General features: G+C 74.1%; 22 protein-coding genes. 15 read left to right on the top strand and 7 right to left on the bottom strand.

The features are described from left to right. Nucleotides 1–4: 4 nt before the first annotated feature. Nucleotides 5–1,168, top strand: coding sequence for an oxygenase MpaB family protein (locus JAO84_RS34840; RefSeq protein WP_370416451.1), 1,164 nt, complete (start codon nucleotides 5–7; stop codon nucleotides 1,166–1,168). Between the two features lie 5 nt (nucleotides 1,169–1,173). On the opposite strand, the gene JAO84_RS34835 is transcribed toward JAO84_RS34840, so the two are convergent. Beyond that, nucleotides 1,174–2,085: a LysR substrate-binding domain-containing protein gene (locus JAO84_RS34835; RefSeq protein WP_370416450.1), complete on the bottom strand. Its 912-nt coding sequence runs from the start codon at nucleotides 2,083–2,085 to the stop codon at nucleotides 1,174–1,176. Between the two features lie 85 nt (nucleotides 2,086–2,170). Between JAO84_RS34835 and JAO84_RS34830 the strand changes: the two genes are divergently transcribed. Then, the gene (locus JAO84_RS34830) at nucleotides 2,171–3,415 is read left to right on the top strand and encodes an MFS transporter (protein ID WP_370416449.1); all 1,245 of its coding nucleotides are present in this window, start codon (nucleotides 2,171–2,173) and stop codon (nucleotides 3,413–3,415) included. A 56-nt stretch (nucleotides 3,416–3,471) separates the two neighbouring features. Further along, on the top strand, nucleotides 3,472–3,804 hold the full coding sequence (locus JAO84_RS34825) for a cupin (protein WP_370416448.1): 333 nt from the start codon (nucleotides 3,472–3,474) through the stop codon (nucleotides 3,802–3,804). On the opposite strand, the gene JAO84_RS34820 is transcribed toward JAO84_RS34825, so the two are convergent. After that, the gene (locus JAO84_RS34820) at nucleotides 3,794–4,699 is read right to left on the bottom strand and encodes a hypothetical protein (RefSeq protein WP_370416447.1); all 906 of its coding nucleotides are present in this window, start codon (nucleotides 4,697–4,699) and stop codon (nucleotides 3,794–3,796) included. The genes JAO84_RS34825 and JAO84_RS34820 overlap by 11 nt on opposite strands. Then, a complete protein-coding gene (locus tag JAO84_RS34815) occupies nucleotides 4,653–5,438 on the bottom strand; it encodes a FadR/GntR family transcriptional regulator (RefSeq protein ID WP_265863405.1) in 786 nt (261 codons plus the stop codon). Before JAO84_RS34815 ends, JAO84_RS34820 begins: the two co-directional genes overlap by 47 nt. A 222-nt stretch (nucleotides 5,439–5,660) precedes the next feature. Between JAO84_RS34815 and JAO84_RS34810 the strand changes: the two genes are divergently transcribed. From JAO84_RS34810 to JAO84_RS34795, 4 genes are all read left to right on the top strand, one after another. Continuing rightward, entirely contained in the window at nucleotides 5,661–6,731 is a 1,071-nt protein-coding gene (locus JAO84_RS34810; protein WP_370416446.1) for an ABC transporter ATP-binding protein, read from the top strand. Nucleotides 6,732–6,819: 88 nt separating this feature from the next. Then, nucleotides 6,820–8,019 carry an ABC transporter substrate-binding protein gene (locus JAO84_RS34805; protein WP_370416445.1) on the top strand — a complete coding sequence of 400 codons (1,200 nt, stop codon included), beginning with the start codon at nucleotides 6,820–6,822 and terminating at the stop codon, nucleotides 8,017–8,019. A gap of 9 nt (nucleotides 8,020–8,028) precedes the next feature. Continuing rightward, nucleotides 8,029–8,961 carry an ABC transporter permease gene (locus JAO84_RS34800; RefSeq protein WP_370416444.1) on the top strand — a complete coding sequence of 311 codons (933 nt, stop codon included), beginning with the start codon at nucleotides 8,029–8,031 and terminating at the stop codon, nucleotides 8,959–8,961. Nucleotides 8,962–9,002: 41 nt separating this feature from the next. Further along, nucleotides 9,003–9,818, top strand: a complete 816-nt coding sequence (locus tag JAO84_RS34795; RefSeq protein ID WP_370416442.1) for an ABC transporter permease — start codon at nucleotides 9,003–9,005, stop codon at nucleotides 9,816–9,818. A 45-nt stretch (nucleotides 9,819–9,863) separates the two neighbouring features. Here JAO84_RS34795 and JAO84_RS34790 read toward each other — a convergent pair whose 3' ends face one another. The 4 genes from JAO84_RS34790 to JAO84_RS34775 all read right to left on the bottom strand — a co-directional run bounded on the left by JAO84_RS34790 (nucleotide 9,864) and on the right by JAO84_RS34775 (nucleotide 13,009). Further along, nucleotides 9,864–10,265, bottom strand: coding sequence for a CU044_2847 family protein (locus JAO84_RS34790; protein ID WP_370416441.1), 402 nt, complete (start codon nucleotides 10,263–10,265; stop codon nucleotides 9,864–9,866). A gap of 45 nt (nucleotides 10,266–10,310) precedes the next feature. After that, on the bottom strand, nucleotides 10,311–11,645 hold the full coding sequence (locus tag JAO84_RS34785) for an Ig-like domain-containing protein (protein ID WP_370416440.1): 1,335 nt from the start codon (nucleotides 11,643–11,645) through the stop codon (nucleotides 10,311–10,313). 191 nt (nucleotides 11,646–11,836) lie between these two features. Beyond that, the gene (locus tag JAO84_RS34780; protein WP_265863413.1) at nucleotides 11,837–12,349 is read right to left on the bottom strand and encodes an SRPBCC family protein; all 513 of its coding nucleotides are present in this window, start codon (nucleotides 12,347–12,349) and stop codon (nucleotides 11,837–11,839) included. Nucleotides 12,350–12,418: 69 nt separating this feature from the next. Next, nucleotides 12,419–13,009, bottom strand: coding sequence for a TetR/AcrR family transcriptional regulator (locus tag JAO84_RS34775; protein WP_370416949.1), 591 nt, complete (start codon nucleotides 13,007–13,009; stop codon nucleotides 12,419–12,421). A gap of 121 nt (nucleotides 13,010–13,130) precedes the next feature. On the opposite strand from JAO84_RS34775, the gene JAO84_RS34770 reads away from it, so the two are divergent. From JAO84_RS34770 to JAO84_RS34735, 8 genes are all read left to right on the top strand, one after another. Next, the gene (locus tag JAO84_RS34770) at nucleotides 13,131–14,315 is read left to right on the top strand and encodes an FAD-dependent monooxygenase (RefSeq protein ID WP_370416439.1); all 1,185 of its coding nucleotides are present in this window, start codon (nucleotides 13,131–13,133) and stop codon (nucleotides 14,313–14,315) included. A 40-nt stretch (nucleotides 14,316–14,355) separates the two neighbouring features. Continuing rightward, the gene (locus JAO84_RS34765; protein ID WP_370416438.1) at nucleotides 14,356–14,976 is read left to right on the top strand and encodes a PadR family transcriptional regulator; all 621 of its coding nucleotides are present in this window, start codon (nucleotides 14,356–14,358) and stop codon (nucleotides 14,974–14,976) included. 11 nt (nucleotides 14,977–14,987) lie between these two features. After that, the gene (locus JAO84_RS34760) at nucleotides 14,988–15,443 is read left to right on the top strand and encodes a peroxiredoxin (protein ID WP_370416437.1); all 456 of its coding nucleotides are present in this window, start codon (nucleotides 14,988–14,990) and stop codon (nucleotides 15,441–15,443) included. 202 nt (nucleotides 15,444–15,645) lie between these two features. Then, nucleotides 15,646–16,050 (top strand): SHOCT domain-containing protein, encoded by a 405-nt coding sequence (locus JAO84_RS34755; protein ID WP_370416436.1) that lies wholly within the window; start codon nucleotides 15,646–15,648, stop codon nucleotides 16,048–16,050. A 65-nt stretch (nucleotides 16,051–16,115) separates the two neighbouring features. Continuing rightward, complete coding sequence (locus JAO84_RS34750; protein ID WP_370416435.1) at nucleotides 16,116–16,988, top strand: hypothetical protein; 873 nt, start codon at nucleotides 16,116–16,118, stop codon at nucleotides 16,986–16,988. Between the two features lie 78 nt (nucleotides 16,989–17,066). Beyond that, nucleotides 17,067–17,513 (top strand): Rrf2 family transcriptional regulator, encoded by a 447-nt coding sequence (locus JAO84_RS34745; protein WP_370416434.1) that lies wholly within the window; start codon nucleotides 17,067–17,069, stop codon nucleotides 17,511–17,513. A 106-nt stretch (nucleotides 17,514–17,619) separates the two neighbouring features. Beyond that, on the top strand, nucleotides 17,620–18,807 hold the full coding sequence (locus tag JAO84_RS34740; protein WP_370416433.1) for a globin domain-containing protein: 1,188 nt from the start codon (nucleotides 17,620–17,622) through the stop codon (nucleotides 18,805–18,807). A 146-nt stretch (nucleotides 18,808–18,953) separates the two neighbouring features. Beyond that, nucleotides 18,954–19,715, top strand: coding sequence for a rod shape-determining protein MreC (locus tag JAO84_RS34735; RefSeq protein WP_370416432.1), 762 nt, complete (start codon nucleotides 18,954–18,956; stop codon nucleotides 19,713–19,715). The last annotated feature ends 60 nt before the right edge of the window (nucleotides 19,716–19,775 follow it).

Here is a 19,775-nt window from a genome sequence, read left to right as displayed (position 1 = left end):
CCGCATGATCCCCACCGAGGCGTCGATGGACGCCCTGCGCCTGGCCGGCGACGAACTCGCCGACGCCACGGTCGCCACCCTCTTCGAGCGCGGGGAGGTCGGGAAGTTCAACACGCTGATGAGGTACGTCTCCACGACCGGCGCGCCGCTCCCGGACGGGCTGCCCGAGGTGGCCCGCGAGTATCTGCACTCCACGAGCGCGGCGCCGTCCTGGGTCGACTGGGGCGAGATGGAGCAGGCCCGGCTCTTCTTCGCCGACAACGACGTGCACATCACCACGGCGCTGTCCTTCGCCGCGATGCCCGCCTGCTATCTCGTCCCGCACGTGGCGAAGCTGCTCGCGACGACGCACGGTCTGAAGTACCCGTCGAAGCGGATGGCGGAGACCGGCCAGTTCACGCTGTATCTGATGCGGCCCGACGCCTTCGAGGCGGGCGGCCGCTTCGTACCCGCCGCGCAGAAGGTGCGGCTGCTGCACGCCGCCATCCGCCACCATCTGAAGCGGGAGGGCCGCTGGGACACCGCGACCCTTGGGGTACCGATCTGTCAGGAGGACATGATCGGCGGGCAGATGTTCTTCTCGATGCTCGTCCTCGACAGTCTGCACCGGCTCGGCATCCACATGTCCACGGAGGGCGCGGAGGCCTACTACTACGCGTGGCGGGTGGTCGGCGCCATGCTCGGTGTCGACCAGGAGGCGGTGCCGAAGGACCTCGACGAGGCACGCCGCTTCCTCGACCTCTACATGCTCCGGCACATGGGCCCGTCCGACGACGGCGCGCTGCTGACCCGCCAGCTCATCGACCTGTACGAGGAGGTCGTGCCGGGCACCTTCTTCGACCCGATCGTCTCCGCGCTGATCCGCCATCTCGTCGGCGACACCTGCGCCGACTGGCTGGAGGTGCCGCGCACCCCGTGGGACACCGTGGTGAAGGCGGTCCCACATGTCCTGGGCGTCCTGGAGACCGTGGAGGACCGCTCCCCGCTGGGCGCCTGGGTCCTCGACCGCCTCGGCCATCTCACCACGGTGTTCGAGCTGTCCTCGCTGACCCGGGGCCGGGTGATGCACTACGCCATCCCGGAGCACCTGAAGAAGGACTACGGGGTCTCGTCCACGGTGAACCGCTCGCGCCGGTGGAGCCCGCCGCCGGCCGTGCTCGAACACTGAGGCTCTCAGGCCGAGGCCGCCGCCGTCTCGGCGAAGGCCCTGATCAGGGTGTTCTCGCTCGCGGTCGGCCAGACCAGGCCGTAGTCGAGGGTCGGTGCGTCGTGGAAGGGGACGTACGCGATGCCGGGGCGGGGGTGGTAGCGGGCGCCGCGGGCCGCGCCCGGGGCGACGCCGCGGCCCGCGCCGACCAGGGACAGCACCTCCTCCCAGGTGCCGGCCGCGGGGCCGTGGTGGATCGCGGCGCCGGACGGGGTGCGGGTCGGGTAGTGGGCCTCGCGCCAGGCGCGGGAGCGGGTGCGGCCGGTGGTGACGAGGGTCTGGCCCGCGAGGTCCTCCAGGCCGAGCGAGGTGCGGCGGGCCAGCGGATGGCCGACCGGGACGAGGAGCACCCGCTCCTCCCGCACGAGGACCGGCCCGGTGGTGAGTCCGGTGACGCCGACCGGGAGGGCCACGTACTGGACGTCGAGTTCGCCGTCCTCGACCGGGCGGGTCCCGGCGTCCACGGGCACCTCGCGCAGGGTGAGCGCGCAGCCGGGGTGGCGGGCCAGGAAGGTGTCCGCTGCGGCGGTGAGCAGCTCGCCGCCCCACGGCGAGCCGAAGCCGACGCGGAGGGTGCCGAGCAGTCCGCGGCCGGCGGCGGTGGCGCGTTCGAGGGCGGCCAGGATCGTGGTGTGGGCGGGGCGCAGCTCCTCGTGGAGGCGGCGGCCGACCGGGGTGAGGGCGACGCTGCGGCTGGTGCGGGCGAACAACGGGGTGCCGACGCGCCGCTCCAGCTTCTTGATGGTCTGGCTGATCCGGCCGGTGGAGACGCCGAGCAGCTCGGCGGTGCGGCCGAAGTGCAGCTCGTCGCCGAGGGTCAGAAAGGCCTCGAGTTCGTGTCGTTCGAGCACCGTGCCGCGTCCGCCCTCCGCCTGCACCAGGCCTCCGATCGTTGAGTCTGGCTCAACGCCGATTGCATTGTCGCACCTTGATGGGCCTGTGCCGCCAAGGGAGCCTCGATGCGTGACCCTCCTCTCCCTCCACCGGCGCACCTCCACGCGTCCCGGAACCGCCCCGACCCCGGCTCCCGCTCCCGCTCCCGCTCCCGCTCCCCTCAACGTCCTCGTCCTCGCCGTGGCCGGGGCCGTTACGGTGGCGAACATCTACTTCCCGCAACCGCTGCTCGCCGCCGTCGCCCGCGGACTCGCGGTCTCCGACCGGACGGCGGGTCTGGTGGCCACCGCAGCGCAGCTGGGGTACGCGCTCGGCATCCTGCTACTCGTCCCGCTCGCCGACACCGCACGGCTGCGCCGGCTGACCGGCGTCCTGCTCGCGCTGACCACCGCCGCCCTGCTGGTCGCCGCCGCGGCCCCGAACGTCCTGACGCTGCTGCTCGCGACCCTCGCCCTGTCGACCACGACGGTGCTCCCGCAGATCCTCACCCCGGTCGCGGCCGCCCTCGCCGGGCCCGAGCGGCGCGGCCGGGTGGTCGGCGTCATCGGCCTGGGCCTGACGCTCGGCTCGACCCTGTCCCGTACGGTCTCGGGCGCGGTCTCCGACGCCGGCGGGAGCTGGCGGGCGGCCTATCTGGTGGCCGCGGCGGCGACGGCGGCGCTGCTGTGGGTGCTGCCGCGCGCGCTCCCGGAGCGGCTCGCCGCGGCGGACCGGCCCCGTGTCCCGTACGGGCGGATGCTCGCCGGGCTGCCCCGGCTGCTCGGCGCGCACCGTGCGCTGCGGGTGTCGGCGCTGCGTGGGGCGTGCGTGTTCGCCGCGTACAGCGTGTTCTGGGCGGCGCTGGTGTTCCATCTGGCCGCCCCGCCGCTGGGTTACGGGCCGGGGGCCTCGGGTCTCTTCGGGTTGCTCACCGTGCCGGCGGCGTTGGCCTCGGCGTACGCGGGGCCGCTCACCGACCGGCTCGGCGCGGGGCCCGTCGGGCGGTGGGCGCTGGGCTGCGTGGCCCTCGGCCTGGCGGTCGCGGGCCTGGCGCCCGGCTCCCCCGTGGCCCTGGTGGCGGGTGCCGGGCTCGTGGTCCTGGGCACGAGCTCCTGCCAGGTGGCGAACCAGTCGCGGGTCCTTGGGCTCGGGCGGGCGGTGGCCGCACGGGTGAACACGGTCTTCATGCTGGCCACGTTCGGCGGCGGCGCGCTCGGCTCGCTCACGGCGGCCTGGCTGTACGGGGCGTACGGCTGGACGGCGGTGGTGCTCGCGGCGGCGGGGTTCACGGTGCTCGGTCTGCCGGCCGGGGCGCGGCGGCCTCGAGTTGCGTGACGCCCGGTACGCGCAAGGCTGGGTACGTCCGTCCGCGCACCCCGCAGGGAGACGCCATGCAGCAGCCCGAAGCCTTCGACCTCGGCGCCCTGGTCGACGAGCACCTGGAGAAGGCGCGTGCGGACGCGCACGGACGCAGCGCGCATCTGGTGGTGCACGACGGGGTGCTGCGGCAGAGCGTGATCGCCCTGATCGGCGGCATGTCCCTGGACGAGCACAACGCGCCGCCGGCGGCGAGCCTCCAGGTGCTGCGGGGCCGGGTCGAGCTGACGGCCTCGGGCCGGTCGGAGGAGCTGGCGGCGGGCCAGCTCCAGATGATCCCGAAGGAGCGCCACGGCCTGACGGCGCTCGAGGACGCGGTGGTGCTGCTGACCGCCGTCAACGACTGAGCCGCTCCGGCTCGGGGGTCACGAGCACCAGCGGCATGCCGTGGCACGGCGTCAGGCGCAGGCCCCGGTCGTGGTGGACGGCCGGCGGCGCGGCGAGGACGGCCGCGACGTCGGGGCCCTTGGTGAGGGAGCCGGCGAGGTGGGCCGGGTCGGTGGAGGCGGCGACCCGGCCCCGGGCGTTGACCAGGCGGGCGGGGACGGGCAGTTCCTGGAGCACGGGCAGCACGGCCGCCTCGAAGTGGCGCAGGTAGACGTCGGCGGCGGCGACGCCGACGAAGGCGCCGTCGACGTGGACGGGGGCGGAGAGGGTGAGCCCGTACTCGTCGGAGCAGAGGTAGTCGACGTAGGGTCCCGCGACGGCCCGCAAGCCGGTCTCGCGGGGCAGCGCGTACCAGTCCCAGTGGGTGTAGTCGGAGTACGCGGAGTGCGCCGGGTCGAGGTCGCGCACGAGCGGCCGCACGCTGCCGTCGGGGCCGCGCTGCCACCACTCCAGCCAGGCGGGGACGTCGGCGAGGAGGCCGGGCGCGGCGACGAAGCCGATGCCGGAGACGAGGCCGCCGAGGCGCGCGTGGAGGCCCGGGCGGAGCGCGGTGAGGTCGTCCCGGAGCGGACGGCGGCCCTCGGCACCCGCCCGTACAAGCAGGGCCGCGGTCTCCTCGCCGGTGGCGGCGACGGCCGCGAAGACCCCGTCGAGGGTGGCGCGGACGCGCTCGGCGACGGGGTCCGCGGCGGCGCCCGGGGCGCGTCCCGGTTCGAGGCCCGGTTCGCAGCCCGGGCCGGGACGGCCGGCCCCGGCGCGCGGCTGCGGCGGCACGCCGTCGAGGCGGGGCGGGGTGGCGGACGGCGCGTCAGGCGCCGCTTCGTCGGGTCGGGCGGGCCCGGTGGTCCTGGCCATCGGTGTCCTCCTCGGGACGCGGCTCGGGGGCGCGGCTGGGCGGCGCGAGCCGCAGGGCGACCAGTCGGCCCACGGTCTCGCGCACGCACTCCTCGGCCAGCATTCTGGCCCGCTCGTCGGCCTCGTCGTGCACGGCCGAGATCACGGAGCGGTGACGATCCGCCACGCGGGAGACATACCCCGGATCGTCCAGGACAAGGACCGGGAGGGCGCCCAACTCGGCCTGGAGGGCGATCTCCTCGCGGGTGAGCCGGGCCGACTGGGCCGCGGCGGCGAGTTCGACGTGGAAGCGGCCGTAGAGCCGGCTGCGGGCGGCGGGGTCGGCGGCCGCGGCGAACTCCTCGACGGTACGGGCGGGCTGCCGCAGCTCACCGGGCTCGGTGCGGCGGGCGGCGAGCAGCGCGGCGGCGCCGGAGACGGCGGCCCAGTGGTCGCCGAGGTCGCGCAGTTCCTCGGTGGACCAGTCGGCGAGCCGGGCGCGGATCCGGTCCTCGGGCGGGCCCTCGGGGACGGTGACGAAGCTGCCGCCGCCGCGGCCGCGGCGGGTGGTGACGAGTCCCTGCTGCCGCAGGGCCATGAGGGCCTCGCGCAGGGTGACGGTGGAGACGCCGAGCTGTCCGGCGAGCTCGGTCTCGCCGGGGAGTTGCTCGCCGTCGGCGAGCAGGCCGAGTTCGATGGCGTCGCCGAGCCGGCGCACGACGGTGTCGACCCGCGCGCGGGTGTCGACGGGGGTGAACACGGCCGTGCGGGCGCTCCCCCGCGCGCCCGCGCCCGCTCTGCCCGGCCCGCCGGACCCGCCCGGTCCGCCCTGCCTGCCGTCCGGTCTCACGCTGCACCACCTCACGCACGCCGATGCGTTGACTCAGGCTTTACCTTACGGGGGTCTTGAGATTTGAACTATGACTTCATATGTTTACGCCCGCTCGTCAGAACGCTCCCCGCACCAGAAAGGTTCCCGGCCATGGAGGGAATGGCGATCCGGCTCTCCGGACTGCGCAAGAGCTACGGCCGGACGGAGGCGGTCGCCGGGGTCGACCTGGAGATACCCGACGGCGAGTTCTTCTCGATGCTCGGCCCCTCCGGCTCCGGCAAGACCACGGTGCTGCGGATGATCGCCGGCTTCGAGACGCCGAGCGCGGGCACGGTGGAGCTGGCCGGCCGGGACGTCACCCGGCTCGCGCCCTTCGAGCGCGACGTGCACACCGTCTTCCAGGACTACGCGCTCTTCCCGCACATGACGGTCGAACAGAACGTCGCGTACGGGCTCAAGGTGCGCCGCGCCCCCAAGGCGGAGCGGCTGGTACGGGCCCGGGCGGCGCTCGCGCAGGTGCGTCTCGAAGGATTCGGCCGGCGCCGCCCCGCCGAGCTGTCCGGCGGGCAGCGCCAGCGCGTGGCGCTCGCCCGGGCGCTCGTCGGCCGCCCCCGGGTGCTGCTGCTCGACGAACCGCTGGGCGCGCTCGACCTCAAGCTGCGCGAGCAGATGCAGGTGGAGCTCAAGGCGATCCAGCGGCAGGTCGGCATCACCTTCGTGTTCGTCACCCACGACCAGGAGGAGGCGCTGACCATGAGCGACCGCATCGCCGTCTTCCACCAGGGGCGGATCGAACAGGTCGGCCCGCCCGGCGAGATCTACGAGCGCCCGGCCACCCCGTTCGTCGCCGGCTTCGTCGGCACCTCCAACCTGCTGAGCGGCAGGGCCGCGCGGACCGTGGTCGGCGCCCCCGGCACGTACAGCATCCGGCCGGAGAAGATCCGCGTCGTCAAGGACCCGGACGAGCCGGCCGGGCCGGGGCTCACGGGCGCGGCGGGCACCGTCGCCGAGGTGGTCTACCTGGGCGACGCCACCCGCTTCCTGGTCGACCTGGACGCCGGCGGCCGGCTCACGGCCGTGCAGCAGAACCTGGAGACGTCGGCCGCCGACCTCGCCGCCTTCCGCGGCGCCCGGGTGGGCCTGCGCTGGCGGCCGGCGCACGCGGTGCCGGTGCCCGTGCCCGTGCCCATGCCCGAAGTGCCGACCCCCGCGGCGCCCTGACCGGGCCGCGGCCCCCGCTCCGTAGCCGTACCCGTACCGCTCCTGACTCCCCTCCCCGTACCGTCCCCTCACGCAACGGAGGACCCCCGTGCGTCTGCACCGCTCGCTCCTGACGGCCGCCGCCGTCTCCGGACTGCTGCTCGTCACCGCCTGCGGCTCGGCCGACCCGGCCGGCGACGGCACGTCCGGCGGACTCAACCCGCCGCCCCTCAAGGCGCCGACGGCCCTCGGCTCCCCCGAGGGACAGGTCAATCTGATCGCCTGGGCCGGCTATGTCGAGGACGGCTCCAACGACCCGAAGGTCGACTGGGTCTCCGGCTTCGAGAAGCAGACCGGCTGTCAGGTGAACGCCAAGACCGCCGCCACCTCGGACGAGATGGTGGCGCTGATGAAGACCGGTGCGTACGACGCGGTCTCGGCGTCCGGCGACGCCTCGCTGCGCCTGATCGCGTCCGGCGACGCGGCGCCCGTGAACACCGCGCTCGTCCCGCACTACGCGGACGTCTTCGCCGGCCTGAAGAACCAGGAGTGGAACTCGGTCAAGGGCGTCGCCTACGGAATCCCGCACGGCCGCGGCGCCAACCTGCTGATGTACGACACGGCGAAGGTCACCCCCGCGCCCGACTCCTGGTCCGCGGTCTTCGACGGCGCCTCCGCCCACAGCGGCAAGGTCACCGCCTACGACTCCCCCATCTACATCGCGGACGCCGCGCTCTATCTCTCCGCCACCAAGCCCGAGCTGGGCATCAAGAACCCGTACGCGCTCGACAAGAAGCAGTTCGACGCGTCGGTCGCGCTGCTCAAGGCGCAGAACGAGCACGTCGGCGAGTACTGGAGCGACTATCTGAAGGAGATCTCCGCATTCAAGAGCGGCGACTCCGCGATCGGCACCAGCTGGCAGGTCATCGCCAACCTCGCCAAGGCCGAGGGCGCGAAGGTCGAGGCCGTGCTGCCGAAGGAGGGCGCCACCGGCTGGTCCGACACCTGGATGGTGTCCGCCAAGGCCAAGCACCCCACCTGCGCCTACAAGTGGCTCGACTGGATCGTCTCGCCGAAGGCCAACGCCCAGGTCGCCGAGTACTTCGGCGAGGCACCCGCCAACGCCAGGTCCTGCGCCGAGACCGCCGCCAAGGACCACTGCGCCACCTTCCACGCGAGCGACGAGGAGTACTGGAAGAAGGTGCGCTTCTGGACCACGCCGATCGAGCAGTGCCTCGACGGCCGCACGGACGTGCGCTGCGTGCCGTACGCCTCGTGGGTGCAGGCCTGGAACGAGATCAAGGGCTGACCGCTCCCCATGACCACCCTCTCGCCCCCGCCCGCCCCGCGGACCGCCGCGGACCGCCGGACCGCCGCCGACCGGGCCACCGCCTCGGTCCGGCGGTTCGCCGGGGCCCTGCACCGCAGGCCCCGGGTCCGGCTCGCGGCGCTGCTCACCGCGCCGCTGCTGTGGCTGGTGCTGGCCTATCTGGGCTCGCTGGCCGCGCTGTTCCTCTCCGCCTTCTGGACCACGGACTCCTTCACCTCCGAGGTCGTACGGGTCTGGTCGACGCGGAACTTCGAGGAGCTGGTGAGCTCCTCGCTCTACCGGACGGTCGCGCTGCGGACGGTGGGCGTCGCGCTCGCCGTGACCGTGCTGTGCGCGGTGATCGCCTTCCCGCTGGCCTTCTACACGGCCCGGGTGGCGAGCCCGCGCCGCCGCCCGCTGCTCGTGGTCGCGATCCTCACCCCGCTGTGGGCGAGCTATCTGGTCAAGGTGTACGCGTGGCGGCTGATCCTGTCCGAGGGCGGGCCGCTGGACTGGGCGCTGCGGCCGCTGGGCATCGAGGGGCCGGGGTACGGGCTCACCGCCACCGTCCTGGTCCTGACCTACCTCTGGCTGCCGTACATGATCCTGCCGCTGCACACGGCGCTCGAACAGCTGCCGGACAGCCTGCTGCAGGCCTCGGCCGACCTCGGCGCGCGAGCGGGGCGGACGTTCCTGTCGGTGGTGCTGCCGATGGTGTGGCCGGCGATGGCGGCCGGGTCGGTCTTCACCTTCTCGCTCAGCCTCGGCGACTACATCACCGTGCAGATCGTCGGCGGCAAGACCCAGCTCATCGGCAACCTCGTCTACTCCAACGTCACGCTCAACCTGCCGCTGGCCGCGGCGCTCGGGACGGTGCCGGTGGCCGTGATCGTGCTCTATCTGCTCGCGGTGCGGCGCACCGGGGCGCTGCGCAGCCTCTGACCGCCCGTGAACTCCCCCGAGGCCGGAAGGACTCCGCCCCCATGAACCTCTCCCGCCCCGCCCGGATCGCCCTGCGCACCGCGGCCGGACTCGGCTTCGCCGTCATCTATCTGCCGCTGTTGCTCGTCCTCGTCGGCTCGGTCAACCCGGACCGGTCGGCGAGCTGGCCGCCGCCCGGGCTCACCCTGAAGTGGTGGGCGGCGGCCTGGGAGAACGACGGGGCCCGCGAGGCCCTGTGGACCTCGGTCCGGGCGGGCCTCGCGGCGACCGCCGTGGCCCTGGTGCTCGGCACCCTGATCGCCTTCGCCGTGCAGCGGCACACCTTCTTCGGCCGGGAGGCGGTGTCGTTCGCGGTGGTGCTGCCGATCGCGCTGCCCGGCATCGTCACCGGCATCGCGCTCAACTCCGCGTTCGGGGTGGTCCTGGAGCCGCTGGGGGTGGGGCTCGGGCTCTTCACGGTGGTCGTCGGGCACGCCACCTTCTGCATCGTGGTCGTCTTCAACAACGTGGTGGCGCGGCTGCGGCGGCTGCCCGGCTCGTACGAGGAGGCGGCGATGGACCTGGGCGCGCACACCTTCCGTACCTTCTGGGACATCACCTTCCCGCTGCTGCGTTCCGCGCTGCTCGCGGGCGGGCTCCTCGCCTTCGCGCTGTCCTTCGACGAGGTGGTGGTGACCACCTTCACCGCCGGTCCCGGGGTGCAGACCCTGCCGCTGTGGATCTTCGACAACATGACCCGGCCGCAGCAGGCGCCGGTGGTGAACGTGGTGGCGGCGCTGCTCGTGCTGCTCTCGGTGGTTCCGATCTACGCGGCCCAGCGGCTGTCCTCGGACTCGGCGGGCGGCGGGCGGGTCTGACCCGGCCGCCGCCCGTGGCAGTCGGCGCGGGCCGCCGCAGAGGCATCAGACCGGGACGGGGTGGAGGCCGGGCCTGCCCCGCTCCTGGTCGCGGTTCCATTCCAGGGTGATCCGCAGGCTGGCGTCGACGCCGCCCTGGACGACGAGGGCGGTGAGTTTGCCGCCCTGGAGGCCGAGCTGGCAGCCGAACTCCACGGTGGCCCGGTCGGGCGCGGCCCGGTGGAGGGCGTCGCCGATCTGGTCGGCGAAGGAGGCGAGCGCGGCGGTGACGCCCGACAGATCGGGCAGCCGGCCGCCCCCGAGGCCTTCCAGGCCCTCCAGGTCGTCGGTGCGGTCCGCCGGGCCGCCGAGGGGCCGGGCCTCCACATAGAGCACACCGCCGTCGAGGGCGACTCGGGCGATCTCGGTCCCGGTCTCGGGTTCGCGTTCGCGTTGGGGTTCGGTCATCTGCGTCTCCTTCCGTGTCCTCGGTACGTCAGAGTCCTCGGTACGTCAGAGGGCGGGCGTCAGCACGCCCTCGGGGGCCCCTGACGCGGTTCCGGGTCCCGCCCCGGGTCCGGCGGCCGCGGTGCCGAGGGCGCTGCCGCGCCGCCACTCGGGCCAGCTGAGGTTCCAGTCGCCGAAGCCGTTGTCGAACGGGGTCATCCGCTCCCCGTAGCCGTTGACGACCCGCACCACGTCGCCCTCGCGGACGGTGGCGAACAGCCAGGCGGCGTCCTCGGTGCTCATCCCGGTGCAGCCGTGGCTGACGTCCTCGCTGCCCTGCGCGTCCAGCGACCAGGGCGCGGCGTGCAGGTACTCGCCGCTCCAGGTCACCCGGGTGGCCCAGCGGACCTTGAGGTCGTAGAAGTCGCCGCTGCCCCGGGCGATGCCGATGGAGTCGCCGCGCATCCGGACCGTCGCCTCCTTGCCGAGGACGACCTTGACCCCGCTGCGGGTGCGGTAGCCGGCCTTGCCCGTGGTGACCGGGATGGTGCGGACCACCTCGCCGTCGCGCAGCACGGTCATGGTGTGCGCGGCGACATCGGTGACGGCCTCGATCCGGGCGCCGGTGGTGAGGGTGAGCGGCGCCGAGGGCCCGCCGTAGAGGCCGCCGGTGACGCGGACGCCGTCGAGCGCGCTGCGGACTCGGATGGTGGCGTGGGCGGGCCAGTAGCCGCGCGGGCGGTAGTGGAGGGTGGTGGGCCCGACCCAGTGCCAGGCGCCGTCGGCGCGGGGCACCGAGCTGACGTGGAGGGCGCGTTCGACGGCGCGGCGCGCCTCGGGGTCGGTGGCGGGTACGGGGTGGCTGAGCTCGGCGGTGAGCGGCTGTCCGACGCCGTACGTCCCCTTGCCGGGGCCGAGTTCGGCGGTGAGCCGCTCGCCGCGGGGAGCCACCGGAGTGCGCAGGGTGAGGCGGGTGCGGTGCACGATCTGCTCGGCGCCGTGGGTGCGTTCGACCAGCAGGCGGGCGGTGTAGCGGCCGGCGGCGCCGAGCGGCCCGACGCTGGTCCAGCGGGCGCCGTCCGGGCTCACGGTTCCGGCGACCCGGCGGCCCTTGTGGTCGGTGACGGTGACGTCGGCGAACCGTCCGGCGGTGCGCAGCGCGAGGTCGACGGGTCCGGCGGCGGCGTCCAGGTCGAGGGTGGTCGCGCTGTCGTCGAGGACCAGGGTGCGCCGGGAGGCGCTGCACATGCCGCGGGCGGGGCAGGAGCCGACCGAGAGCAGTGCGGCGCCGGCGGGGGCGGCCGTCCGACCGGTGGCCGCCGGCGGGGCCGCGCCGAGCGCGAGCGCCGTGCCGACGGCGACGGACAGCGCGCTCCACCCCTTGACGCTTCGGCGTGACATCACGTCGTACACCCGCCCCTTCTCGGTCCGACCACTGCGCCGCTGCACCGCTGCACCGCCGCGCCGCTGCACCACGGCACCGCTGCATCAAAACGGATCGAAGGCGAAAAGGATGATCATCCGACCGGGCGTGGCGCACGAGAGGCCGCCGAGACGACTCGAAAGCACCAACGCCGGCGGCGCCGGAGGGCTCAGCGCGGCACCTCGGGGAGCTCCTCGCCGGTCTCCAGGAGCGACTTCAGGCTGGAGATCAGCGCGGGCCAGCCCTCGCCGACCAGGCCGCGGATGGTGCCGCCGGCAGCGAGGTCGTCGTGGACGACGGTCAGTTTCACCATGTCCCCGGCCGGTTCGATGGTGTACGTGACCCGGGAGCGCCCCTCGTCGACGAGCCGCGCGTACACCTCCTCGCCGATGCCGACGGCCTGCGCCCATTCGGGGGTGAAGGTGTGCCAGGTGTACGAGAGCATCCGGCCCGGTTCGGCGATGAGCACCACCTGGTCGGGGTCGGCGGTGGTGCGCCCGCCCTCGTCCCAGACCATGGGGGAGCCGACGGCCCAGTCGGTCTCGAAGGCGACACCCCAGTAGCGGCGGGTCAGACCGGGCTCGGTGAGCGCCTTCCACAGCTCGTCGGGCGTGGTGCGGATGTACGTCGTGTAGACGAACGCCGCGTGGTCTCCGCGGTCGCCGCTGTGTCTGCTGTCCATCGGGGCTGCTCCATTGCTGACATCGGATCGGCGGACGGGGGATCGGCGGACGGGCGGGCGCTCGCGCGGTCACGGCCGGAGGGCCGCGGCCACCAGTCCCTCGATCGCCCCGGTCCCGCCGCCGGCCGCGTCCGGCCCGGCGACCACCCGGTCGAGGACGAGCCCGTCCACACAGGCGAGCAGGGTCAGGGTGCGCGCCTCGGGGTCCGCCACGCCCCGGGCGGTGAGGAAGGCCCGTACGGCATCGCGCCCGGGGTTCTCCCTCGGCACCAGGATGTCCCGCAGTTCGGGGTCGCGCACGCTCTCCAGGACGCAGGCGTAGCGGGCGAGGGAGCGCCGGAGCCCGTCGCCGCTCGTCCGGGCGGCGACGAGCGCGGCGAGACCGTGGACGAGGTCGTCGGCCGTCCGGAGTACGGGGGCGTGCTCGGCGGCGGCCGTCAGTTCGGCCTGGTCGAGCTCGACGAGCCGCCGTACGAGCGCGGTGAGCAGCGCGGAACGGGTGCGGAAGTACGCGGAGGTCGTGCCCGCCGGCAGACCCGCGGCGGCGTCGACCGCCCGGTGGGTGAGGCCGCGCATCCCGGCGTCGGCGAGGACGCCGAGGGCGGCGTCGGCCAGCAGGGTGCGGCGGGTGGACGGTGCGGCGCGTACGGGGGTGGGGATGGGGCCTGGGGCGGGAGTGGGGGCCGGATTCTCGGAGGTCACCCCCTCTTTCTACACCTGTAGAGAACACGCGCTAGGCTTCTACATCTGTAGAAGCCTAGGGATCGCAGGGAGTGGGAGCATGGGAGGACGTACCGCCGTCGTCGTGGGCGCCGGGATCGGCGGCCTGGCCGCCGCCGTGGGACTCCGCCGGATCGGCTGGGAGGTGACGGTGCTCGACCGTGCGCCCGTCCTCGCCGACGCGGGCGCCGGGATCTCCCTCGCCGCCAACGGGATCCGCGCCCTCGACGCGCTCGGTGCCGGCGCGGCCGTACGGGCCGCCGGGCGCGGCCAGTACACCGGCGGCACCCGCACCCCGGACGGCTCCTGGCTGGCCCGGATGGACGGCGCCGCGCTCGAACGCGCCCTGGGCTCCCCCATCGTGGGCATCCCGCGCGCCGAGCTGCACCGACTGCTGCGCGAAGCCCTGGGTGCCGGCGGGGCGCCGCGCACCGGTGCGACGGTGACGGATGCGGTCACGCTCCCGGGCGGGAAGCGGGCCCGGGTGACCCTTCACACGGCGGAGGCCGTGGAGGCGGATCTGGTGGTCGCGGCCGACGGGGTCGGCAGCCGCCTCCGTGCCGCCCTGTTCCCCGCGCATCCCGGGCCGGTGTACAGCGGTTCGACCGTGCTGCGGGCGATCACGGACCGCCCGCTCGACCTCCGTACCGACTTCGAGATCACCTGGGGGCGCGGGGCGGAGTTCGGGCACATCGCGTTCGCCGACGGACGGGCCGAGTGGCACGCGGTGCTCAACGCGCCCGCCGGGGTGCGCCCCACGGATCCGCTCGCCGTGCTGCGCCGGCGCTTCGCCGGCTGGCACGCACCGGTGCCCGAACTGCTCGCCGCGACCCGCCCCGAGGCGGTCCTCCACCACGACATCACCGAACTGGCCACTCCTCTGCCGTCCTTCACCGCGGGCCGGGTGGTGCTGCTCGGCGACGCGGCCCACGCGATGACCCCGAACCTCGGACAGGGCGCCTGCCAGGCGCTTGAGGACGCGGTGGTCCTGGCGGCCGAGCTGGACGGGGCCGCGGACGTGGCCGCCGCGCTCGCCCGTTACGACGCCGCGCGCCGTCCGCGCACCACCGCCGTGGCCGCGGCGGCCCGCCGTGCCGGGCGGATGGGCCAGCAGCTGAGCCACCCGCTCGCGGTGCCGCTGCGCAACGCGCTGCTGCGGCTCGCGCCCTCGGGCGCCGCGGTCCGCGCGATCCTCCGGCACGCCGCCTGGACCCCACCTCTCACCAGCGCTTTCGTGCGTGAATAGGCGTGGCGGAAACACTTCGGCGGACTGCTAGTTTGTCCGGATGTCTCTCAAGCACGCGGTCCTGGCGGCTCTCCTGGAGGGCGAGGCGTCGGGGTACGACCTGGCCAAGCTCTTCGACGTGTCCGTCGCCAACTTCTGGGCGGCCACACCGCAACAGCTCTACCGGGAGCTGGACCGGCTCTCCGAGGCCGGTCTGATCGCGGCGCGGGTCGTGCAGCAGGAACGCCGCCCCAACAAGCGCATGTTCACCCTCACCGACACGGGCCTGGCCGACCTCCTCGCGTACACGGCCCACCAGCCCAAGCCGACGGCGGTCCGCGACGACCTCCTCGTGCAGGTCCAGGCGTGCGACGCGGGAGACACGGCGGCGGTGCGGGAACACGTACGGGAGCGGATGGAGGGGGCGCGGGGGAAGCTCGCGCGCTATCGGCGGATGCGCGAGCGGATGCTCGACGGGCGGGACGAGGAGACCTATCTCCGCGAGTCCGAGCGGGTCGGCCCGTATCTGACGCTGCTGCGCGGCATGGCCTTCGAGGAGGAGAACGTGCGCTGGGGCGAGCGGACCCTCGTGGTCCTCGGCGAACGCGCGGGGCGGTCCGCCGCCGATGCCCCGGACGCCGGCGACGCCGGGCGGGTGACGGGCGGCACTACCGTGGGGTAACGTCCGCTTCCATGAACGTCGGTGACGTGGTCGAGGACTTCACCCTTCCGGACGAAACGGGCCGGTCCCGCTCCCTCTCCGGCCTGCTGGCCGACGGTCCCGTCGTGCTCTTCTTCTACCCGGCGGCGCTCACGCCCGGCTGCACCGCCGAGGCCTGCCACTTCCGGGACCTCGCGGGCGAGTTCCACGCGGTGGGGGCGCGGCCGGTCGGCATCAGCACGGACGAGGTGGCGCGGCAGCAGGAGTTCGCCGAGCGGCACTCGCTCGGCTATCCGCTGCTGTCCGACCCCTCGGGCGAGACCCGCGAACGGTTCGGGGTGAAGCGGGGCTTCACGCTCGCGCCGACGAAGCGTGTCACCTTCGTCATCGACCAGGACCGCCGGGTGCTCGAAGTGGTGCGCAGCGAGCTGCGGATGTCCGCGCACGCGGACAAGGCGCTCGCGGCGCTGCGCGCCCGCAAGGTCTGAGAGGGCGGGCGGCCCGAGCGGGCGGGTCGGACACCGAGCGGTTCGGCCTCGGCCGCCGCGAACTCCTCGTCCTCGGCCCGTCCGAACGCGGGGCCCGTGGGGCCGCACCCGGAGCGGAACACGACATGCGGGGTCCCGGGGGTTCGGCGAGACTCGCTGCTACGCGAGGCCTCCACGGCCTGGCCGGAAACGGAGTTTCGGCATGGACGACTACCCCCTGCTCAACGTCTTCTGGACCATGCTCTGGTTCTTCCTCTGGATCATGTGGCTGTTCCTGCTCTTCAAGATCGTCACCGATATCTTCCGTGACCACGAGATGAGCGGCTGGGGCAAGGCGGGCTGGCTGATCTTCTGCATCGTGCTGCCCTTCCTCGGCGTGCTGGTGTACGTCATCGCGCGCGGCAAGGGCATGACCCAGCGGGACCTCAAGCAGGCGAAGGACACCGAGGCGGCCTTCCAGGACTACATCCGCAAGACGGCGGGGACCGCGCCGGCCGACGGCAAGGGCAGCGGCGTGGACGAACTCGCGCGGCTCGCCGAGCTGAAGGACAGGGGCGCCATCACGGACGAGGAGTTCCAGCAGGCGAAGGCCAAGGTCCTGTCCTGACCCGTCGGGAGGGCGAGCGGGAGGACGCGTCGGCCCGGCCGGTCCGGTCACTGCTGCGCGAGGCGGTGGCCACGCCGGGCCGTCTGCCGGAGGTGCTCGCCGCTTTCGCGCCGCGCCGCCTCGGTCCGGGGGCGGACCGGACGGTGCGGCGGCTGCGTGCCGGCCTTCCGGAGGCGGCGCCGGAGGAACTGCACGCCCGGCTCGTGCGGCGCGGCACCCGGTCGGCGTACACCGAGGGCGCGTTCGTCGGCGGGCCGTTCCTGTTGCTCGTGCCGTTCGCGTTCTGCGCGGCGCTGCTGTCGCAGGCGCGCACCGTCCTCCAACTGGCGGCGCTCACCGGCCGGGACCCGGCGGATCCCGAGCGGGCCGCCGAATTCCTCGTCCTCCAGGGGGTGTACGCCGACACGGACACCGCCCGGGCCGCGCTCGCCACCGACGCCGCCACGGAGGAAGGGAGTGGTGCGGGGGCGCGGCGGGGGCGGATCCCGGTGCTGTGGGGCCTGAGCATGCGGATGGCCAAGCTGCTCGGGGTGCTGACGCCGTCCACGGACGGCGCGCGCTGGTTCGTCCGGTTCGGGCAGTACGCGCTGACCGGGGCCGTGTTCCTGGTGGGCCTGGTGGCGCCGCTGGTGTGGCTGCCGTATCTGGCGTTCACCTACCGCCGCAACACCCTCCAGCTGCTCGACCGCGCCACGGTCTTCTACGCGGGAAAGCCGATCCCGCGCCGCAGCTCACGGCTGGACGCGACGATGGTCCTCGCGCTGGGACGGGCCGTCCTGTCGCTGCTGGTGCCGGTGGCGGGGGTGCTCGGGGTACTGATCGCGGACGCGAGGATCGCGGGTGACCGCTGGCCGGTGCTCGGCATCGTCCTCATCGCCGGCTCGGTGGGCGTCGGCGGGTGGTGGGCCCGGCGGCAGTGGCGCCGCTGGCACAGCTGACCCAGCTGACCGGGAATGCGATCCGCGTCACCCGCCCCTGAATACGAATCTGAAGTACGCCTTTGATACGGTCGGATCGTGCGGTTGACGAGATTCACCGACCTGGCGCTGCGTGCCGTGATGCGCCTGGCGGTCACCGATCAGGACGAGACCCCCACCACCCGGGAGGTCGCGGACTCGATGGCCGTACCGTACGCGCACATGGCGAAGGTGGTCACCCGACTCCAGCACCTCGGCGTGATCGAGGCGCGCCGGGGCCGTGGCGGCGGGCTCGCGCTCACGGAGCTCGGGCGGCAGTCCTCGGTGGGCTGGCTGACCCGGACCCTGGAGGGGGACGACGAGGTCGTCACCTGCGAGGGCGACACGCCGTGCCCGCTGCGGACGGCCTGCCGGCTGCGCGGCGTGCTGCGCCAGGCGCAGGAGGCCTTCTACCGCACGCTCGATCCGCTCACCGTCGCCGATCTCGTGGAGTCCCCCACCGGGCCGGTGCTCCTCTCCCTGTCGCCCCGCCCGCCGGGCGACTGACCACCAGACTCCCCCCCCGCCTTCCCACCCTCAGGCTCCCGCCCTCCCCTGGGCGGTTTCCTCTCGCCTTTAAATACGTAGATCATCTACCAGTTTAGGAGCCCCCATGCTGTCCGAGCAGTCCGCACCGGTCGTCCGCGCCACCCTTCCCGCCGTCGGCGGGGCCCTCGACGAGATCACCGAGCGCTTCTACGCGGGGATGTTCGCCGCCCACCCCGAGCTGCTGCGGGATCTGTTCAACCGCGGGAACCAGGCCACCGGAGACCAGCGCAAGGCGCTGGCCGGCTCCATAGCCGCCTTCGCGGGCGCCCTGCTCGAGCACCCGGACACCCGCCCCGACGTGATGCTCTCGCGGATCGCCCACAAGCACGCCTCGCTCGGCGTCACCTCGGAGCAGTACAAGATCGTCCACGAGCACCTCTTCGCCGCGATCGTCGCCGTCCTCGGCGACGCCGTGACGCCGGAGGTCGCCCAGGCCTGGGACGAGGTGTACTGGCTGATGGCCAACGCCCTGATCGCGCTGGAGGCCCGGCTCTACGAGGGGCGCGGGGTCGCCGAGGGCGAGGTCTGGCACCCGATGGAGATCGCCGGACGGGACGAGGAGACCGCCGACACCGTCTCCTTCACGCTGCGCCGCCCCGACGGCCGGCCCACCGCGGACTTCCGGCCCGGCCAGTACGTGAGCGTCCAGGTCACGCTGCCCGACGGCGCCCGGCAGATCCGCCAGTACAGCCTGTCCACCGCCCCGGGCCGCCCCGACTGGCGGATCACCGTCAAGCGCGTGGACGGCGACCCGGCCGGCGAGGTCTCCTCCTGGCTGCACGCCCACGGCACCGTCGGCGACCGGGTCGCCGTGTCCGAGCCCTTCGGCGACCTTGTCCTTCCCGAGGGCGACGGCCCGCTGCTGCTCGCCTCGGCGGGCATCGGCTCCACCCCCATGCTGGCGATGCTGGACCACCTCGTCGCGACCGGTTCGACCCGCCCGGTCACCGTCGTCCACGCCGACCGCTCCCCCGCCGGCCACGCCCACCGCGAGGAGCTGCGCCGGCTGGTCGACGCGCTGCCGCAGGGCTCGCTGCACCTCTGGTACGAGGAGCCGGGCGCCGCGGACGCCCGCCTCGGCCGCGCCGACGTCACCGCGCTCGACCTGCCGGAGGGCGTGACCGCCTATCTGTGCGGCCCGCTGCCCTTCATGCGCGCGGTGCGCGGCGACCTGCTCGGCCGCGGTGTCGCCGCGGCGGACGTGCACTACGAGGTCTTCGGCCCCGACCTGTGGCTCGGTGCCGCGGCCTGACCGCCCGCCACCCCTTCCGCCCGGCGCCCGCAGGGGTGCCGGGCTTCGGCCTTGCCTGCGGATCCTGGGCACCATGGCGCAATCCGCCCGGATATTGCATAGTGAAGCCGCGAATTCACCTCATGATCAGTGGCAGGAGTGAGCGGATGAGCACGGCGTACGAGGCGCTGCGGAAGCCGGCGGGCAGGGTCCGCGGGCTCGCCGTCGACATCGGCAGCTCCCGCACCCGGGTGTGGGCACCGGGCGCGGGCGTTCTCGCGGACGTGCCGAGCGGCCCGGTCCGGCGCGGCCGGGTCACGGACGCCACCCCGCACCAGCGGCTGCTGCGCGAGGTCGCCGACTCGGCGTTCGGCGACGACCGGGCCGACACCGTCGTGATGCTGTGCCATCCGGTCCTGGCCGGGCCCGAACAGCGGGCGGCGGCCCGGCGGATGGTGGCCGAACTCGGGCCCGCCCGGGTGGTCTCCGTCAACAGCGCGCGGGCGGCCGCCGCGTACGCCGGTCCCAGCGGCGGCGGTCCGCTGCTCGTGGTCGACCTGGGCGCGGAGCTGACCGAGGTCACCCTGCTGGTCGACGGCATGGTGCAGGACGCGCGGCTCGCCGAGCTCGGCCTCGACGACCTGCCGGAACCGGGCGACGACGCGACGGCCGCGGTGGTCCACACGGCCGCCGACATGGTCATGGACCTCTGGCGCCGCGACCGCACCGGGGCGGTACGGGGCGCGCTGCGCCGCGGGATCCTGGTCGCGGGCGGCGGCGCCCTGCGGATGGATCTGACCAGCCGGCTGGCGCTGCGGCTCGGTGTCCGGCTGCGACTGGCCAACGACCCGGCGACCAGCACGGTCCGCGGCGCGGGCCTGCTGCTGTCCTCGACGCTCCGGCATCCGAGCGCGGCGCGCCGGGACTGACGCGGGCCCCGGCGTACGGCTTGCGCCGGCCCGTCCCCCGCCGTGGTCAGGGGGACGGGC

Source organism: Streptomyces fradiae, from assembly GCF_041270065.1.
Taxonomy (GTDB): Bacteria; Actinomycetota; Actinomycetes; order Streptomycetales; family Streptomycetaceae; genus Streptomyces.
Note: the sequence above shows the minus strand (reverse complement) of the source record. Positions and strands in the feature narration are given on the sequence as shown.

What these genes read in the sequence shown, in the direction of transcription:
- JAO84_RS34840 (WP_370416451.1), top strand. Translation starts at nt 5, where the DNA reads ATGATCCCCACCGAGGCGTCGATGGACGCCCTGCGCCTGGCCGGCGAC.
- JAO84_RS34825 (WP_370416448.1), top strand. Translation starts at nt 3,472, where the DNA reads ATGCAGCAGCCCGAAGCCTTCGACCTCGGCGCCCTGGTCGACGAGCAC.
- JAO84_RS34820 (WP_370416447.1), bottom strand. Translation starts at nt 4,699, where the DNA reads ATGGCCAGGACCACCGGGCCCGCCCGACCCGACGAAGCGGCGCCTGAC.
- JAO84_RS34810 (WP_370416446.1), top strand. Translation starts at nt 5,661, where the DNA reads ATGGAGGGAATGGCGATCCGGCTCTCCGGACTGCGCAAGAGCTACGGC.
- JAO84_RS34800 (WP_370416444.1), top strand. Translation starts at nt 8,029, where the DNA reads ATGACCACCCTCTCGCCCCCGCCCGCCCCGCGGACCGCCGCGGACCGC.
- JAO84_RS34795 (WP_370416442.1), top strand. Translation starts at nt 9,003, where the DNA reads ATGAACCTCTCCCGCCCCGCCCGGATCGCCCTGCGCACCGCGGCCGGA.
- JAO84_RS34790 (WP_370416441.1), bottom strand. Translation starts at nt 10,265, where the DNA reads ATGACCGAACCCCAACGCGAACGCGAACCCGAGACCGGGACCGAGATC.
- JAO84_RS34785 (WP_370416440.1), bottom strand. Translation starts at nt 11,645, where the DNA reads ATGTCACGCCGAAGCGTCAAGGGGTGGAGCGCGCTGTCCGTCGCCGTC.
- JAO84_RS34780 (WP_265863413.1), bottom strand. Translation starts at nt 12,349, where the DNA reads ATGGACAGCAGACACAGCGGCGACCGCGGAGACCACGCGGCGTTCGTC.
- JAO84_RS34770 (WP_370416439.1), top strand. Translation starts at nt 13,131, where the DNA reads ATGGGAGGACGTACCGCCGTCGTCGTGGGCGCCGGGATCGGCGGCCTG.
- JAO84_RS34765 (WP_370416438.1), top strand. Translation starts at nt 14,356, where the DNA reads ATGTCTCTCAAGCACGCGGTCCTGGCGGCTCTCCTGGAGGGCGAGGCG.
- JAO84_RS34760 (WP_370416437.1), top strand. Translation starts at nt 14,988, where the DNA reads ATGAACGTCGGTGACGTGGTCGAGGACTTCACCCTTCCGGACGAAACG.
- JAO84_RS34755 (WP_370416436.1), top strand. Translation starts at nt 15,646, where the DNA reads ATGGACGACTACCCCCTGCTCAACGTCTTCTGGACCATGCTCTGGTTC.
- JAO84_RS34740 (WP_370416433.1), top strand. Translation starts at nt 17,620, where the DNA reads ATGCTGTCCGAGCAGTCCGCACCGGTCGTCCGCGCCACCCTTCCCGCC.
- JAO84_RS34735 (WP_370416432.1), top strand. Translation starts at nt 18,954, where the DNA reads ATGAGCACGGCGTACGAGGCGCTGCGGAAGCCGGCGGGCAGGGTCCGC.